15 protein-coding genes are annotated in these 17,428 nt (G+C 62.0%); 13 read left to right on the top strand and 2 right to left on the bottom strand.

What is annotated here, in order from left to right:
* Positions 1-198: 198 nt before the first annotated feature.
* The 13 genes from EIY72_RS13980 to EIY72_RS13920 all read left to right on the top strand — a co-directional run bounded on the left by EIY72_RS13980 (position 199) and on the right by EIY72_RS13920 (position 14,727).
* A complete protein-coding gene (locus tag EIY72_RS13980; protein WP_093222706.1) occupies positions 199-1,536 on the top strand; it encodes an NAD(P)/FAD-dependent oxidoreductase in 1,338 nt (445 codons plus the stop codon).
* Between the two features lie 153 nt (positions 1,537-1,689).
* Positions 1,690-2,721: an ABC transporter substrate-binding protein gene (locus EIY72_RS13975; protein ID WP_093222703.1), complete on the top strand. Its 1,032-nt coding sequence runs from the start codon at positions 1,690-1,692 to the stop codon at positions 2,719-2,721.
* Between the two features lie 13 nt (positions 2,722-2,734).
* Positions 2,735-3,769 carry an ABC transporter substrate-binding protein gene (locus tag EIY72_RS13970; RefSeq protein WP_093222700.1) on the top strand — a complete coding sequence of 345 codons (1,035 nt, stop codon included), beginning with the start codon at positions 2,735-2,737 and terminating at the stop codon, positions 3,767-3,769.
* Between the two features lie 98 nt (positions 3,770-3,867).
* Positions 3,868-4,950 carry an ABC transporter ATP-binding protein gene (locus tag EIY72_RS13965; RefSeq protein ID WP_165939598.1) on the top strand — a complete coding sequence of 361 codons (1,083 nt, stop codon included), beginning with the start codon at positions 3,868-3,870 and terminating at the stop codon, positions 4,948-4,950.
* Positions 4,947-5,828, top strand: coding sequence for an ABC transporter permease (locus EIY72_RS13960; protein WP_093222697.1), 882 nt, complete (start codon positions 4,947-4,949; stop codon positions 5,826-5,828). The genes EIY72_RS13965 and EIY72_RS13960 overlap by 4 nt, the downstream gene beginning before the upstream one ends.
* A gap of 4 nt (positions 5,829-5,832) precedes the next feature.
* The gene (locus EIY72_RS13955; RefSeq protein WP_093222694.1) at positions 5,833-6,648 is read left to right on the top strand and encodes an ABC transporter permease; all 816 of its coding nucleotides are present in this window, start codon (positions 5,833-5,835) and stop codon (positions 6,646-6,648) included.
* Positions 6,645-8,126 (top strand): 2Fe-2S iron-sulfur cluster-binding protein, encoded by a 1,482-nt coding sequence (locus EIY72_RS13950; RefSeq protein ID WP_093222691.1) that lies wholly within the window; start codon positions 6,645-6,647, stop codon positions 8,124-8,126. The genes EIY72_RS13955 and EIY72_RS13950 overlap by 4 nt, the downstream gene beginning before the upstream one ends.
* The gene (locus tag EIY72_RS13945) at positions 8,123-9,292 is read left to right on the top strand and encodes an NAD(P)/FAD-dependent oxidoreductase (RefSeq protein WP_093222688.1); all 1,170 of its coding nucleotides are present in this window, start codon (positions 8,123-8,125) and stop codon (positions 9,290-9,292) included. Before EIY72_RS13950 ends, EIY72_RS13945 begins: the two co-directional genes overlap by 4 nt.
* Positions 9,293-9,353: 61 nt before the next feature.
* Positions 9,354-10,145, top strand: a complete 792-nt coding sequence (locus tag EIY72_RS13940; RefSeq protein ID WP_093222685.1) for an IclR family transcriptional regulator — start codon at positions 9,354-9,356, stop codon at positions 10,143-10,145.
* Between the two features lie 105 nt (positions 10,146-10,250).
* The gene (locus tag EIY72_RS13935; protein WP_093222683.1) at positions 10,251-11,285 is read left to right on the top strand and encodes a zinc-dependent alcohol dehydrogenase; all 1,035 of its coding nucleotides are present in this window, start codon (positions 10,251-10,253) and stop codon (positions 11,283-11,285) included.
* Between the two features lie 36 nt (positions 11,286-11,321).
* The gene (locus tag EIY72_RS13930; RefSeq protein ID WP_093222680.1) at positions 11,322-11,681 is read left to right on the top strand and encodes a RidA family protein; all 360 of its coding nucleotides are present in this window, start codon (positions 11,322-11,324) and stop codon (positions 11,679-11,681) included.
* 59 nt (positions 11,682-11,740) lie between these two features.
* Positions 11,741-13,237 carry a CoA-acylating methylmalonate-semialdehyde dehydrogenase gene (locus tag EIY72_RS13925; protein WP_093222677.1) on the top strand — a complete coding sequence of 499 codons (1,497 nt, stop codon included), beginning with the start codon at positions 11,741-11,743 and terminating at the stop codon, positions 13,235-13,237.
* Positions 13,238-13,299: 62 nt separating this feature from the next.
* Positions 13,300-14,727 carry an aldehyde dehydrogenase family protein gene (locus EIY72_RS13920; protein ID WP_093222675.1) on the top strand — a complete coding sequence of 476 codons (1,428 nt, stop codon included), beginning with the start codon at positions 13,300-13,302 and terminating at the stop codon, positions 14,725-14,727.
* A gap of 108 nt (positions 14,728-14,835) precedes the next feature.
* Here the strand turns inward: EIY72_RS13920 and EIY72_RS13915 are convergent, their stop codons facing one another.
* A complete protein-coding gene (locus EIY72_RS13915; protein WP_093222672.1) occupies positions 14,836-15,882 on the bottom strand; it encodes an ornithine cyclodeaminase in 1,047 nt (348 codons plus the stop codon).
* Between the two features lie 126 nt (positions 15,883-16,008).
* Positions 16,009-17,352: an APC family permease gene (locus EIY72_RS13910; protein ID WP_093222669.1), complete on the bottom strand. Its 1,344-nt coding sequence runs from the start codon at positions 17,350-17,352 to the stop codon at positions 16,009-16,011.
* Positions 17,353-17,428 lie beyond the last annotated feature (76 nt).

The raw sequence follows: 17,428 nt of genomic DNA, 5'->3' as shown, positions 1-17,428 counted from the left end.
TTGCACAAGCACTGACGTGCAGCCCAACGGCAACAGCCTTTCTCCCTCCTTATTTTCACTCCTTCGACTGACGCCTCCAATGCCGGGGGCGACCATCAGTCGCGCTGAAATCATTTTATCGATTGACATGTATCACTATTAATATTAAAAAATACATTAAGTGATATCAATAAATCGCACAGCGATACGGAGTGTAAATTGTACGATCCTCTGGTCAATGCTCATCCGGGCGTCGGAGCGGCACATACACCGTCTTATTGGGTGGGTACTGCGGGTAGCGCACCGCAAGACGATGGTCCGGTCAGTGGTGCCATGGACGTGGATGTGGCGATCATTGGCGCCGGTTACACCGGCTTGAGCTGTGCCTTGCACCTGGCGCGCGAACACGGGATTCGCGCAGTGGTGCTGGAGGCCAATCAGGTGGCGTGGGGATGCAGTGGACGCAATGGCAGTTTTGCCCGTATCTCTGGTGGACGTGTGGCCTTGGCGGAGCTGATTTCGCGTTATGGCGCGACCACGGCCAAAGCCTACTTCGAAGAAATGTCGGCGGGGCTGAACACGGTGCGCGGGCTGATTCGTGACGGGCAGATCGAGTGTGATGCGCAGCCCGATGGCGTGTACAAGGTTGCCAGCCAGGCAAAGCACGTCGAAGGGCTCAAGCGCGAAGCCGGTCTCTATAACGACGTGCTGAAATACAACGCCCGATTCGTCACCGGCGCCCAGGTGCAGGCCGTGCACAACGGAGCAGAGTCGTTTGGTGCGCTGTTCATGCCGGACGGTTTTTCCATGCACCCGCTCAAGCTGGCGTGGGGTATTCACCGCATGGCGCGTGAGGCCGGCGTGAAGGTGCATGTGGCCTCGCCCGTGGTCGACTGGCACAGCGATAACAGCAGCCATCGACTGGTAACCCCCGGTGGCGTGGTGACGGCGCGCCGAGTGGTGGTTGCCACCAATGGCTACACCTCGGGCACCTTGAACAAGGCCACCGCCGGACGGGTGTTGCCGGTGCACTCGCAAATCATCGTCACCCGCCCGTTGAGCGCCGAAGAGAAGCGCCAGAGCCTGCCGGGAAGCGAGTGTATGTTCGATACGCGCAATCTGCTGTCGTATTACCGCCGCTTGCCGGACGACCGCATTTTGTTTGGCGGGCGCAGCGCCATCACCGGCCGTGACGCGGAAAATCCCCGGCACCGGCAAAACCTGCATGACGCGCTGTGCCGCAAGTTCCCGGTACTGCAGGGCATTGCCGTGGATTACAACTGGGGCGGCTGGGTGGCGGTCAGCGAGAATTCCTTGCCGTTCATTTACCAGGTGCAAGGGCAGAGCAACGTGTTTTCGGCGGGTGGCTATGCCGGCAGCGGCGTGTCCTTTTCCGTGCAGGCCGGCAAGCGCCTGGCGCAAATGGTCGCTGGCGAGCAACGTCCGACGGCCGTCGATTTTCTGCATCAGCCGCCCAAGCGTTTTCCGTTCCAGTCGTTCCTGCGGGTGGGGCAACGGATGGCTTACACCTGGTATCGCTTCAAGGATGCGCAATAAGCCGGACGCGGGCCTGGGGAGGCCTCGCAGTGCAGTGAAAAAGCGGTAACCGAGGAGTGTGAAAAACGCCTCCCGATATAACAACAGCAAGGTGGGCGACATCGCCCGGCGTTTGATTCAACTGTCTAACTACAACAATTTCAGGAGTTGAAAATGCGATCAATCAACAAGCAAATGACAGGCCTGGCATTCGCCTTGTCCCTGTGTGCCGTTGCCCAGGTGCAGGCAGCGGGCAGCGTGACCTTTGCCGGCTGGGGCGGCGCCTTGCAGGATGCCGAGCGCAAGGCTTACCTCAAGCCTGCCGAAGCGGCGTTGGGGATCAAGATTCAGGAAGACAACATGGACGGCCTGGCCGCCGTGCGTGCCCAGGTGATGTCGGGCAAGCCTAAATGGGACGTGGTCGAACTGGCCTCCAATGACTGCGTGATGGCCCAGGAGCAGGGCCTGACCGAGCCGCTGGATTACTCGGTGATCAGCACCGAGGGCGTGGCCGCGAACTTCTACGGCAAGAACTGGATTGCCAGTAACGCCTACTCCACGGTACTGGCTTGGGCCAACGATGCCGGGGCCAACACACCGAAAGACTGGAAGGCCTTCTTCGACCCCCAGGTGAAAGCCTCGCGCTCGCTGTACCGCCAGCCCTATACCACCCTCGAGCTGGCGCTGATCGCCGACGGCGTCTCGCCCAAGGCCCTGTATCCGCTGGACGTCGACCGTGCCTTCAAGGTGCTGGAGCGCATCAAGCCGCAAGTGGTCAACTGGTGGCGCAGCGGTACCGACTCCGCACAGTTGCTGCGCAGCCGCGAAGTGGATGCGCTGTCGATCTGGGCCTCGCGGGTCGATGAACTGAAGAAGAACGGCGATGACGTCGACTACACCTACGACCATGCCCTGGTGGACTACGACTGCGTAGTGGTGCCCAAAGGCGCGCCGAACAAGGAGTTGGCAATGAAGCTGGTGGCCGAAATCATGAAGCCGCACAGCCAGGCCACCCTGGTCACCCTGATCCCCAACCCGCCGATCAACACCAAGGCCTACGACACCGGCATCATCCCGGCAGCGATGGCGGCGACCCTGCCGACCGCGCCGGCCAATATCGACAAGGTGGTGTTTTTCGACCCTGTGTGGTGGCAAGCCAACCAGGCCGAAGTGCAACGTCGTTTCGACCTGTTCATCCAGAATTGATAAGGCAGTCACTATGAAGCGTTTCAACAAGAACCTGCTCAAGGGTGCTGTCGTTGCAGCATTGACCCTGGGCACCAGCGCCGCGGTATTGGCCGACAGTCTGACCTTTTCCGGCTGGGGCGGTGCGCAGCAGGATGCCGAGCGCAAAGCCTATCTGCAGCCTGCCGCCAAGGCGCTGGGCATCGTCATCAAGGAAGACAACATGGACGGACTCGCCGCCGTCCGCGCCCAGGTCATGTCGGGCAAGCCGAAGTGGGACGTGGTCGAACTGGGCAGCACCGAATGCGCCCAGGCGCAGCAGGAAGGCCTGGTCGAACCGCTGGATTACTCGGTGATCGACGCCACCCATGTCGATAAAAACGTGGTCAGCAGTCACTGGATCGCCAGCCATGCCTACGCCACAGTGGTGGCCTGGGCCGAGGGCAGCGATGCGCCGGTGGCGAAGAACTGGCAGCAGTTCTTCGATCCGCAGGTCAAAGGTGCCCGTGCGCTCTACCGTCAGCCCTGGTTGACCATGGAAGCGGCGTTGCTGGGGGATGGCGTTGCCGCCAAAGACCTGTACCCGCTGGATGTGGAGCGGGCGATCAAGGTGCTTAGCCGCATCAAGCCGCAGGTGGTCAACTGGTGGAGCGCCGGTGCCGATTCCGCACAGTTGCTGCGCAGCCGTGAAGTGGACTTCCTGGCGATCTGGAACGGTCGGGTCAACGAGGTCAAGGCCAGCGGTGATGCGGTCGACTACAGCTTCGACGGTGCATTGCTCAGCCATGACTGCCTGATCGTACCGAAGGGCTCGGCGAACAAGGCGCTGGCGATGAAGTTGATCGCCGAGATCATCAAGCCGCAAAGCCAGGCGACCCTGGCCACGCTGATTCCATACTCGCCGGTGAACGCCCAGGCCTACGAGCTGCCGATGATTACCCAGGAGCTGGCGGCGCGCTTGCCGACTTCGCCGCAGAACATCGACAAGGTGGTTTCGGTATCGCCGCAGTGGTGGGTAGAGAATCAGGAAGCGGTTCGTCAACGCTTCGCCCTGTTCCTCGCCAACTGATTCGCTGCGGGTTCGTCAAGAAGTGGGGTGGGGCGGTCAAGGCCCCCCATCTTCGATAAGAAGGGACGCAAGCCGTCCGAATGGTGCCGAGTGTGAGCATGTCCGAAGACCCTAAACTTTCGATGTCCATCGACATCGAGAACCTGACCAAGACCTACGACAGCTTTGCTGCGTTGGATGATGTTTCGCTGTCGATCAAGAGCGGCGAATTCCTGTCATTGCTCGGCTCCTCCGGTTCCGGCAAGACCACGCTGCTGATGGCCCTGGCCGGTTTCGTCCGTCCCGATGCCGGCAGCATCCGCTTCGGTGGCCGCGAGATGGTCTTCGAGCCGCCGCACAAGCGCGACGTCGGCATGATGTTCCAGAGCTATGCGTTGTTCCCGCACATGAACGTGTTCCAGAACGTCGCCTATCCGCTGAAGCTGCGCGGCTACAGCCGTGCCGACATTCGCCAGCGGGTACAGCAGGCGCTGGCCACGGTGGAACTGGATCACTTGATCGAGCGCAACATTACCGAGATGTCCGGTGGTCAGCGCCAGCGCATCGCCCTGGCCCGCGCCATCGTTTTCGAACCGAAGATTCTGTTGATGGACGAGCCGCTCTCGGCCCTCGACAAACGCCTGCGCGAAACCATGCAGCTGGAGCTGCGTCGCCTGCACGAGCGACTGGGCATGACCGTGGTCTACGTGACGCACGATCAGCGCGAAGCGCTGACCATGTCCGACCGCATCGCGGTGATGAGCAAAGGGCGGATTCGCCAGATCGACACGCCGATCAATCTGTACGAGCGTCCGGCCAACCGCTTCATCGCCGAATTCGTCGGCGAGTCGTCCTGCCTGCCGGTCACTCTGCAGGACGGTCAGGCGATGTTCCAGGGGCGCACGCTGCGCACCGCCAGTGTCGCCGGCGGATTGAAAACCTCGAGCCTGGTGGTGCGCCCGGAAAAACTGCAATTCGTGTCAGCCCAGGCCAGCGATTACAACCTGCTGCACGGCCATGTCACCGACGTGATTTTCCAGGGTGAAAGCCAGCTGGTGCAGATCAGCCTGGGCGAGGGCATGGCCGTGGCCATTCGCCGGCCAACCCGCAGTTCGGAAAGCCATCGCCTGCCCACCCGTGGCGAGGCCGTGGTGTTGGGCCTGCACCCCCACGACACCCTGGTGGTGGAGGACGAGCAATGAGCGGTGCCGGGTCCGGCGCGCTGAATGCGCGCGAGCTGCACAGTGCACAGCAGCGTGAGCGCTGGTACCTGATGGGTTCCGGGCTGCCGGCCTTGCTCCTGGTGCTGCTGACGTTCGTGCTGCCGATCGGCTGGCTGTTCTGGCTGTCGCTGTTCGATGCCAACGGTCAGCTGACAATTGCCAACTACACCCGGCTGCTGGAGCCGATCTATGTGCTGACCTTCGTGCAGACCTTCAAGATCAGCATCATCGTCACCATCACCTGTGTGCTGATCGGTTATCCCTATGCCTATTTCATGATCAAGGGCCCGCGCTGGCTGGCCAACCTGGCGATGGGCTTGTTGCTGGTGTCGCTGTGGACTTCGCTGCTGGTGCGCACCTATGCCTGGTTGATCATCCTGCAGCGCCGTGGCATCGCCAACGACCTGCTGATGAGCCTGGGCATCACCGACGCACCGCTGGCGCTGGTACACAACCTCACCGGCACGGTGATCGGCATGGTCCACATCATGTTGCCGTTCATGATCCTGCCGTTGTTTGCCGCCATGAAAAGCATCGACCCGATCTATAACCAGGCCGCCGCTGCCTTTGGCGCGTCGCCTTCGCGAGCCTTTCGCGATGTGTTCCTGCCGCTGTCGTTGCCGGGCCTGGCGGCCGGGGCGACGCTGGTGTTCGTGATCACCCTGGGCTTTTACGTCACCCCGGCGTTGCTGGGCGGTGGCAAGGTGCAGATGATTTCGATGCGGATCGAGAGCGATGTGTCCATGTACGCCAACTGGGGCGCTGCGTCGTCGCTGGGTGTGGTGCTGCTGGTGGCCACCTTGTTCATGTTGTTTATCGTCAAGAAGAGCGCGGGCCTCGGCCGGCGCGGTGAGTGAAACCATGGTCCGAGTCAAACAAACCCTGATGGCAGGCGTGCGCGCTTCCTGGTTGTACCTGCTGGTGCTGGCAACCATGGCGTTTCTGGTGCTGCCGACACTGATCGTGATCCCGATGTCGCTGTCCGATGCGCGCTACCTGAGCTTTCCGCCCAAGTCGTTCAGCATCGAGCCGTTCTTCAGTTACTTCGCATCGCTGGAGTGGCGTGCGGCGACCACGGTGTCGCTGATCACCGCGACCCTGACCATGCTGCTGGCCACCACTCTGGGCACGGCGGCGGCCTACTCGCTGCATGTCACCCAGTCGCGTTTATCGGGCGTGCTGCGCGGTCTGCTGATGGCGCCGATGATCGTACCGACGATCTTCATCGCCATCGGTCTGTTCTTCGTCTACGCCCGGTTCGACCTGAACAACACCATCCCCGGCCTGGTGCTGGCGCATACGCTGCTGGCCTTGCCGTACGTGGTGATCAACGTCAGCGCCGGGTTGCGCAGCTACGACATGACCCAGGAGCAGGCCGCGTGCATTCTCGGCGCCACGCGGTTGCGGGCGTTCTTCGACGTGACGTTGCCGCAGATCCGCTTCTCGGTGATAGCTGCAGCGATGTTCGCCTTTGCCATTTCCCTCGATGAGGCGGTGATCTCACTGTTCATCAGTGGCGGCGACAGTTCCACGCTGACCAAGCGCATGTTCAGTTCCCTGCGTTCGGAAATCGACCCGCTGATCGCCGTCGTCGCCACGCTGATGACGCTGCTGTCGATCATGATGCTGTGCATCAGCATCATGGCCCAGCGCAAAGCCAAAAGGAGTGGGGCATGAGCCGTACTCAACTGCGCCTTGCACAGGCCGGCAGCGAAACCGTCGAGTTCTTCTGGAACGGTCGGCCGGTACAGGGCCGTCGAGGCGAAAGCGTAGCGGCGGCACTGTTGGCCAATGGCATCCGCACCTTGGCCTGGAGTCGCAAGTCCCATCGTCCGCTGGGTTATTCCGGCAGCTATGTAACGGGCGTTCTGGCCCGGGTCAACGGCGTGCCCAACGTGCGCCTGGATCTGTTGCCGGTGAGCGCTGGCGTGCGGCTGGAGATGCAGAACTGCTGGCCCGGCCCGGCGTTCGATGTGCTGCGTCTGTCGCGGTTGATTCCGGCCAGCTGGATTCAGGGCGGTTTCGAGCACAGCAATCTGGTGCCCAGTGGCACGGCGCTGTTCCAACGCTGGGAAGCGCTGCTGGCGTTTCTTGCCGGTGTGGCCAAACCCGCAGAGCCTGCGGGCGAAGTGGCGGTGCCGACGGCGCGTTACCTGAGCGCCGATCTGCTGGTGATCGGCGGAGGGCCGGCAGGTTGTGCGGCGGCCAATGATGCCGCGGCGGCGGGTCGTAGCGTGGTGCTGGTGACCCGTGGCTCGTCGTTGGGCCGCTATGCCCATGCAGCAGGTCAGCCGCGACCGACTCTGGATGAACGGGTGCAACTGGTCACAGGCGCGGAAGTCTTTGGTGCCTACCGGGAGGGCGAACTGTTGCTCGCCGCACCTCACGATCCCGCGCAAGGGGCCCTGGCCCTAGAAGCGGACGAAGTGATTCTGGCCAGCGGTCGCCGTGCTTGCCCACCGGTCGTTCCGGGCATGTGGCTGCCGGGCGTGATGGAGGTGCGCAGCGCCTTGATCATGGCTCATGAACAGGCGGTGGCGCCGGGAGCACGGGTCGTGGTGGTCGGCAATGGCGATCAGGAAGCCGTGGCCAGGCGTTTGCGTGAATTGGGTGTCAATGTCGTGGCCGCGCGGCCGCTGGCTGACTTGCGTCGGGTGGTGGGGCGCAGCCAGGTTCGCGCCGCGCTGTTTGCCGAGTCGGTGGCCTGTGATGCCGTGGTGCATGCCGGGCCCTGGTTGAGTGAGGCCAGCCTGACCTTCCAGAGCCGTGCCGAAGGCTTGTTGCAATTGCGCGAGCAGCGCCAGAGCCGTCTGCGTGCCGTCGGTTCCGCGGCAGAGGCCGATCAAGCGCTGCCGGTGGCACCACGCTCAGGGCACAAGGCGCTGTTGTGCCCGTGCTTCGATGTGTCCTGCCATGAAGTGGAAGCCTTGCTGGCGCAAGGCATCACCGACCTGGAAGTGATCAAGCGCCTGACCTCCTGCGGCATGGGCCCGTGCCAGGGGCAACCCTGCTGGGATTCGTTGCGCGCGTTGGTCAGTGCCCGTAGCGGCATCGCCCTGGCTGCCTTGCCCAGGCCGACGCTGCGCCCGCCACGCCGAGCCCTGAGCGTTGCTCAGGCGGCCGGTCTGGCCGATGTCGTCGAGCCACTGCAATGAATACACTCAAGCCATTGCCTGGCAAGGCATCGATCCTCATCGTCGGCGCCGGCATTCAGGGGCTGTCGCTGGCCTTCAATCTGGCGGAACGGGGTGTCCGCGACATCCTCGTACTGGACGCCGGCTACTGGCAGGGCGGGGCCTCGGGGCGCAACGGCACGCTGATACGCGGCGCCTTCAGCTCGCCGGAATGGACGCGATTCTTCGCCCACTCCTGCCACCTGTGGCAGGGCCTGTCCAAACGCCTGGGCGAAAACGTCATGTATTCGCGGCGTGGCTACACCATGGTGGGTGAGCGCAGCAGTACAGCGGCATTACTGGATCGCACGCTGGAGGTGCATAAAACCAGCGGCATCACATCCAGCCTGTTGACCCCGACGCAACTGCGCGAGGTGTTGCCGGCGCTGGCCCATGAGCGCGTCAGTGCGGCCTTGCACCTGCCCGACAGCGGCGTGGCACCGCACCATGCCGCCATGTATGCCTACCGGCAGGCCTGCGAAGCTCGCGGTGTGGCCATTCACTACGGCACCGAAGTCACCGCCATCGACCAGAGTGCCGGGCGAATTTCCGGGGTGCAGGTCGGCGCCAGGCGCATAGCCGCCGATACCGTGGTACTGGCCGGTGGTGCCGAAAGCAATCGCCTGGCGCAACTGGCCGGTGTTGCCCTGGATGGCTACCCTATGCGCCTGGAAGCCATGGCGCTGGAACCGACCCGGGCCCTGATCGGTCCGGCGGTGGCGTTGCTCGATCGCCTCTGTTACATGCACCAGACTGCCCGCGGCGAGGTGGTTGGCGGCGCGGAGGTGGCCGAACGTCCGCAGCACACCCTCAATGCCGATGTGCCCGTGATGGCCGCCACCGCGCGGGCTTACCTAGAGATGTTTCCGCAACTGGGCCATGCGCGTATCTTGCGTCAGTGGGCGGGCCTGGTGCATATCTCCAGGGATTTCGGGCCGCTGCTGGGCGCCCATGGGCAACTGCCGGGCCTGTTCATCAGCGCCGGCTGGTGCTACGGCCATGCCGGTGCACCGGCGGCGGGGGAGTTCCTGGCCCGGGCCATCATCAACGGCGATGTCGATGAGCGCATGCGCCCCTTCGCCGTGGACCGTTTTGAACGTAACCAACCGGTCGTAGAGCCGGGCATTGTCTTGAGTCATTTCGAATGAAACAGCGCTGTAACCGTACCGTGATCTGCGAGCCTCTCGCGGCAAAAACAAGGAAAAACCCATGAGTTCTCTGGAAGACTCGCCACTGTTCATTACTGCCTTGTCCAAGGGGCTGTCGATCCTCACGGCGTTCCGTGCCGGGCGCCCGAGCATGAGCCTGATCGAGCTGGCCGAGGCCACCGGACTGAACAAAAGCACCGTGCAGCGTTCGGCCTTTACCCTTGAAGCCTTGGGCTATCTGTACAAGGAACCGGTGACCAAGCGTTTTCGCCTGGCGCCCAAGTCCCTCGATCTGGGCACCGGTTACCTGCAGACCAGTGAGCTGATCGAGCGCGCCAACCCGTACCTGCATGAACTCAACCGTGATGTCGAGGAGAGCTGCAACCTGCTCGAACCCTGTGGTCTGGACATGCTGTATGTCGCTCGCTTCCCCAGCCACAAGCAGATCTCCATTCACATGCCCCTGGGCCGCCACCTGCCGATGTACTGCACCTCGGCCGGGCGTGCCTACCTGGCGGCGTTGCCGGAGGCCGAGTCGGACGCGATCCTCGTCGCCTCCGAGCGTCAGGGATACACCGCCAGCACCGTCACCGAGCTTGAGCAATTGCGCGCCATCGTCGCCGAGGCCCGCAGCGAAGGTTATGCCTATGCCCAGGAGGAGTATTTCGCCGGTGACATCAGCGTTGCCGCCGCTGTGGTCAATGCCGACGGCTACCCCTTGGGCGCGGTCAACATCTCCGTGCCATTCAGTCGCTGGAGCCTGGAGGAGGCGCGCAAGGACCTGGCGCCGAAAGTGATCAATACCGCGCGCACCATCGCCAGCGCGACGCGCAGCTTGCGCCCCGTGGGCTAAACCCGCGGGGAAACCCTTTTAACCCGTACACCCTGCCGCCGGCCTTGGCCTGCGGTATAGGTGCCCCTTTGCCCGCGAATCGGGTGGATGTTTCAGGAGAGAGCGATGAGTCAAACCATGAAGGCTGCGGTTCTGCATGCTGTTGGCGAACCACTGCGGATCGAACAGGTGCCGATCCCGCAACCCGGCCCGGGCGAAATCCTGATCCGCATCGTTGCCTGCGGCGTCTGCCACAGCGACCTGCACGCCATGGACGGTGACTGGTCGGCCTTGCCGACACTGCCGCTGATTCCCGGCCACGAAATCACGGGCCACGTCGCCGCCCATGGCGAAGGCGTCAGCGAGCCGGCCATCGGCACGGCCGTGGGCATGCCCTGGATGTACAGCGCCTGTGGCATTTGCGAATTCTGCCTGGGCGGTATGGAAACCATCTGCGAACGCCGCGAATCCACCGGTTACAGCAAGCAGGGCGGTTATGCCGAATACATGGTCGCGCCGGCGGCGTTCGTCGCCAGTATCGAACCGGGCGTCGACCTCTACGCCCTGGCGCCGATCCTTTGCGCCGGCGTGACCACTTACCGTGGCCTGATGCGCTCCCGTGCCCGGCCGGGCCAGTGGGTCGCGGTGATGGGCATCGGTGGCCTTGGCCATGTCGCGGTGCAGTACGCCATTGCCATGGGCCTGCGCGTGGCGGCGATCGATGTGGGCGCCGACAAGCTGGAACTGGCCCGCAGCTACGGCGCCGAGTGCCTGATCAATGCCCTCGACAACCCGGTGGGCACCCTCAGGCAGCAGATTCCCGGTGGCGTTCATGCCGTGCTGGTCACGGCCACCGCCAATGCGGCGTTCGAGCAGTCGGTGAAGATGCTGCGCCCCGGCGGCACAGCGGTCTTCATCGGTTTGCCAGGTGGTGACGCCGACACCGTGCGCGCCTCGATTTCCAGCATCAGCGGCTGGGAGTTGTCGATCACCGGTTCCAACATCGGCACGCGCCAGGACCTCAACGAAGCCGTGGCCTTCGCGGCCCGTGGCCAGGTCAAGGCACAGGTCAGCCTCGAACGCCTGGACGACATCAACGACATTTTCGAGCGCATGCGCCAAGGCCGACTGGTCGGTCGCACCGTGCTACAGATTGCCTGACCCCAGCCCTTTTCAACCTCAACAGGAGTTCCTTCGATGACCATTACCCGCTTGCAACCCAACCCCGGTCTGCTCAGCCATGCGCTGGTGCACAACGGCATCGTCTACATCACTGGCCAGGTGCCGGCCGACCGCACCCAGGACGTCGGCGGGCAGACGGCCCAGGTGCTGGAGCGCATCGATGCGTTGCTGGCCGAGGCCGGTTCCGACAAGTCGCACATCCTGTTTGCGCAGATCTGGCTCAAGCACGCCGTGCAGGATTTTGCCGCGATGAACGCGGTGTGGCGCGAGTGGATTCCGCAAGACGCCTTGCCGGCTCGCGCCACCGTCGAAGCGAACATGGCGGCGGACAACATTCTGGTGGAAATCGCCCTGCAGGCCGCCGTCAAGGCCTGAGCCACGCGTCATTCACAATCGGCCGGACAGGCGTTGACTTGCCGGCAATGGAGAGTTTCATGAGCATCGTTCCACACCTGATCAACGGTGAACGCGTACAGGGCACAGGCCGTAGCGCCGATGTCTATAACCCGTCCACTGGCGAAGTCACCGGGCAGGTTGCCCTGGCCGACGACGCCACCCTGCAACAGGCCATCGAAGTGGCACGGGCAGCATTCCCGGGCTGGCGCAACACGCCGCCGGCCAAACGTGCCCAGGTGATGTACCGCTTCAAGCAATTGCTCGAACAGCATGAGGCAACCATCGCCCGGCTGATCAGCGAAGAGCACGGCAAGACCCTGGAGGACGCCGCCGGCGAACTCAAGCGCGGCATCGAAAATGTCGAGTTCGCCTGTGCTGCACCGCAGTTGCTCAAAGGTGACTACAGCCGCAACGTCGGCCCTGGCATCGACGCCTGGAGTGATCTGCAACCGGTGGGCGTGGTGGCCGGCATCACACCGTTCAACTTCCCGGCCATGGTGCCGTTGTGGATGTACCCGCTGGCCATCGTCTGCGGCAATTGCTTCATCCTCAAACCGTCCGAGCGCGATCCCAGCTCGACGCTGTATATCGCCGAGCTGCTGATCGAAGCCGGCCTGCCCAAGGGCGTGATGAGCGTGGTGCATGGCGACAAGGAAGTGGTCGACGGCCTGATCGAGTCGCCCCATGTCAAAGCCCTGAGTTTTGTCGGCTCGACACCGATTGCCGAGTACATCTACAGCGAAGGCACCAAGCGCGGCAAGCGTGTGCAGGCACTGGGCGGGGCGAAGAACCACGCGGTGCTGATGCCCGATGCCGACCTCGATAACGCCGTGGGTGCCTTGATGGGCGCGGCTTATGGCTCCTGCGGCGAGCGCTGCATGGCGCTGTCGGTGGCGGTGTGCGTGGGTGAGCGGATCGCCGATGCCCTGGTGGAAAAAATCGTTCCGCAGGTGCGGGCGCTGAAGATCGGTGCCGGTACGTCCACTGGGCTGGACATGGGCCCGCTGGTCACCGGGGCGGCGCGGGACAAGGTCAAGGGCTACATTGATGCAGGCATTGCCCAAGGCGCCAGCCTGCTGGTGGACGGCCGCGATCTGGTGGTGGCCGGCAATGAAAACGGTTTCTTCGTCGGCGGCACCCTGTTCGACCGGGTCACCCCGCAGATGAGTATCTACACCGACGAAATCTTCGGCCCGGTGCTGTGCATTGTCCGTGTCGGCAGCCTGGAGGAGGCCATGCAACTGATCAACGATCACGAGTATGGCAACGGCACCTGCATCTTCACCCGTGACGGCGAAGCGGCACGCCTGTTCTGCGACGAGATCGAGGTGGGCATGGTCGGTGTCAACGTGCCGCTGCCGGTGCCGGTGAGCTACCACAGCTTTGGCGGCTGGAAACGCTCGTTGTTTGGCGACCTGCATGCCTATGGTCCGGACGGTGTACGTTTCTACACGCGCAAGAAAGCCATCACCCAGCGCTGGCCACGTCGCGCCAACCATGAAGCGGCGCAGTTTGCCTTCCCCAGCAACAGTTGATCCTTGCCCTGCGGTGGCGTCCGTCGGTGCCATCGCAGTCACCCCATCAGAGTGAGAAAACCATGAACAACGCGCTCAAGTTCTACATCAATGGCGAGTGGGTCCCGGCCGAGTCAGGCAACACCCTGGACGTGGTCAACCCGGCCACCGAGCAAGCTTTCATCAGCATCGCCGTCGGCAATGCGGCCGACGTCGACAAGGCGGTAGACGCCGCCGTCAAGGCGTTCCCGGCCTTCTCGGTCACCACGGTCGAAGCACGTCTGGCGCTGCTGAAAAACATTCTGCGGGTGTACAACCTGCGCTACGAAGACCTGGTCCAGGCCGTCAGTTCTGAGATGGGCGCACCGCTGCATTTCGCCCGTGATGCGCAGATCTGGAGTGGCCGCGCGCACCTGGAGTCGACCATCAGTGCCCTGGAAAAATTCCAGTTCAGCGAGGACCACGGCACCACCCATGTGGTGCGAGAAGCCATCGGCGTGTGTGCGCTGATCACCCCGTGGAACTGGCCGCTGAACCAGATCGTCTGCAAAGTCGCACCGGCCATTGCCGCCGGTTGCACCATTGTGCTCAAACCGAGCGAAATCGCGCCGCTGACCGGCATCATCTTTGCAGAAATTTTGCATGAAGCCGGCGTGCCGGCCGGGGTGTTCAACCTGGTCAACGGCAACGGCCCCGATGTCGGCCAACCCATGGCCAGCCACCCGCAGGTGGATATGGTCTCGTTCACCGGCTCGACTCGCGCTGGCATCATGGTCGCCAAATCGGCGGCCGATACGGTCAAGCGCGTGGCGCAGGAATTGGGCGGCAAGTCGGCTAACATCCTGTTGGAGGACGCCGATTTCGAAGTCGCCGTGGCCAAGGGTGTGCAAGGCTGCTTCTCCAACTCCGGGCAGTCCTGCGATGCGCCGACGCGCATGCTGGTCCCCCGTGCCCAGCATGCCCGCGCCCTGGAAATCGCCAAAGCCACCGCCGAGAAACTGGTGACCGGCAGCCCGTTGGAGGACAGCAGCAACCTCGGTCCGGTGATCAGCGAGGCGCAGTTTCTGAAGATCCAGGGCCTGATCGCTACCGGGATCGAAGAGGGTGCCACCCTGGTCACCGGTGGCCTGGGTCGTCCGGCCGGTCTGGATCAGGGCTATTACGTGCAACCGACGGTGTTTGGCAATGTGACGGCGCAGATGACCATCGCCCGCGAAGAAATCTTTGGTCCGGTGCTGTCGATCATTCCCTACGACAACGAAGAGCAGGCCATCGAGATCGCCAACGACACCGTCTACGGCCTGGCGGCCTATGTGCAGTCGCGCAATATCGAGCATGCCCGCGCCGTGGCCAAACGCATGCGCGCAGGCTCGGTGTACCTGAACTACCCGGACTGGGACACCTTCGCGCCGTTCGGTGGCTATAAACAATCCGGCAATGGCCGCGAATACGCAGGTTGGGGCATTCACGACTTCCTGGAAATCAAGGGCATCGTCGGCTGGGGCCACTGACCCTTGAATGCTGTGTGAAGGCTACGTCTGTACTCACAACCATTGTGAGGCCAGGCGTAGCCCTCAAAGATCAACTTGCAGGTGCCCGATGCTGCCGATGTTGCAGGATCACGCGCGTTTTTTCTGTGAAACCACTGTGTCCGGAATCAGGCGGGCAAACAGGTCTTTAGGGTCTGTGAGTTCCGGTACCAGCTCGATGGTGCTGCCGATATCAAACTCCCGGGCGACCTGCAGCACATAACGCAGTGCCGAATAGTCTTCCAATGCAAAGCCAACCGAGTCGAACAGCGTGACATCCGCGGCATTTTCACGACCGCTGATCTCGCCGTTCACGACACGCCAGAACTCGGTGACCGGTGAGTCTGCGGGCATTTGCTGAATTTCGCCTTCGATACGACTTTGCGGTTCGTATTCGACTATAACCCGGGACATTTCGACAATTTCGCGGTGCAACTCAGTCTTGCCAGGGCAGTCACCACCCACCGCATTGAGGTGCATGCCGGGCTCTATCATTTCCGCTGTCAGGATGGTCGCGTAGGCTTTATCGGCCGTTACGGTGGTCACGATATCGGCACCGCATACGGCTTCAGCAGCGGTGCCGCAAACCACGATCCGCAGTTCAGCAAAGCCCTTGAGATTGTTCGCCAGTTTTTGCGTGGCGCGCGGGTCGATATCGAACAGACGGATCTCGTTGATACCCAGCATCGTGTGGAAAGCGATGGCCTGGAATTCGCTTTGTGATCCATTGCCGATCAGTGCCATGCTGCGCGACTCAGGTCGGGCCAGGTAGCGAGCGGCCAATGCTGATGTGGCGGCGGTGCGAATCGCCGTGGTCAGGGTCATCTCGCTGAGCAAAACGGGTTCTCCGGTTTCGACATCACCGATCGCGCCGAACGCCATGACCGTCAGCATCCCGTTCTGGGTGTTCTTGGGATGGCCGTTGACATACTTGAAGGCGTACAGCGAAGCGTCCGAGACTGGCATCAATTCGATAACACCTTCGGCCGAGTGATTGGCCAGGCGTGGGCATTTTTCGAAGTCATTCCAGCGAAGATAATCTTCGCGTATGTATTCGGCCATCTCGCCAATAAAGGTACTGAGACCTTTGCGCGCAACCAGTTGGCTAAGGTCATTTACATCGATATATCGAGTCATCTTGTTACTCTCGGCAGCAGGTGAAAGTGGTTAGTCTGATTTTTCAGGCACAGCCCATCGCGCAGCCGTGAACGCTGCACTTATGACGGTGCTGATTATTGGTTGGAAAGTTGCAGCGTTATCAGGTCAGATATCCTTGGATAACTGCAGGCTCAATCCCTTGCGGTTAAGTATCCAGAGATAAACCAGCCCCACGACAATCCAGATAAGCCCCAGTTTTTGCGCCTGCAGGCCCATGTTGTACATGATCGCGCACGTAATAATGAAACCCATCAACGGTGTTATCAGGTGACGCCAGATGTCGCGGGATTTCATGCGTCGCCAGTAATAGTTGATCACCGTGATGTGCAAAATCATGAAGCCGCTGAGGGCGCCAAAGTTAACCAGCGAAGTCAATGTGTCTACGGTATCGATAAACAGGTAGCAAATGACCATCGACAGGACGGCAACCAGGTAAATGCTCACATGGGGGGTGCTGTACTTGGGGTGAACGCTGGACAGGATCCTGGGCAGTTTTCCGTCACGCGCCATCCCGAACAGCAAGCGTGAAACGGCGGCTTGGGAGGTAATCGATACCGCGACGCCCCATGCCAGCGCTGTGGCGATGGCCGTCAGCGAGGCCAGCCAGCTTCCGCCGGCAATGTCGGCGATCTCATAGAAAGCCGCATCGGCCGATGTGAAACCCATACCCTTGGCCAGGTCCGTTGCCAGCCAGGTCTGTGCGACGAAGATGCCGCCCATCACCAGCAAGCTGATCAACGCCGCCCGACCCACGGAGCGGCCGGCGTCGCCTTTGGTTTCTTCCGCCAGTGTGGAAATGGCATCGAAGCCAAGGAAGGACAGCACCGCGATCGAGACCGCCTGCATCATCAACGAGAAACTGAAGGTCTCGGGGTTGTACAGCGGCGCCAGCGTCAGGTGACCGTTACCGGCCCCAGACTGCAGGGCATTCCAGCCGCAGGCCAGGAAAATACCGAGAACGGTCAGTTGTGCCAGCAAGAAGATGATGTTCATCCGGGCGGTGAAGGTCATGCCCCGCAGGTTGACCAGCGTGGCACTGACCAGGAACGCGAGAATGAAGCCTGCCTTCGGAATGGCGGGATAAAGGTGGTTCAGGGCGATTGCCGCGTAGATGTACAGCAGCGGCGGAATCAGCAAGTAGTCGAGCAATAACAGCCAGCCGGCGACAAAACCGGCGTTGGGGTGCAGACCCCGTTGGGCGTAGGAATAGACCGATCCGGCGATGGGAAACGCGCGCGCCATGCTGCCGTAACTCAACGCCGTGAACAGCATGGCGACCATGCCGATTATGTAAGCCAGTGGCACCATCCCGGGCGCCTCGCTGTTGACATACCCATAGACGCCAAAAGGCGCGATGGGAATCATGAAGATCATTCCATAAATGACCAGGTCAGCAAGTGACAAGCTGCGTTTCAGTTCTTGTTTATAACCAAAATCTTCAATAGCCATAACTGGGTACTTCCGTATGCAAGTTAGGCGGAAACTTCAGCCATTGAACGACAAAGGCCAACAGCTGAAGTTGTTT

This window comes from Pseudomonas vancouverensis, from assembly GCF_004348895.1.
GTDB classification, from domain to species: domain Bacteria; phylum Pseudomonadota; class Gammaproteobacteria; order Pseudomonadales; family Pseudomonadaceae; genus Aquipseudomonas; species Aquipseudomonas vancouverensis.
This window is presented reverse-complemented; position numbering and strand designations above follow the sequence as displayed.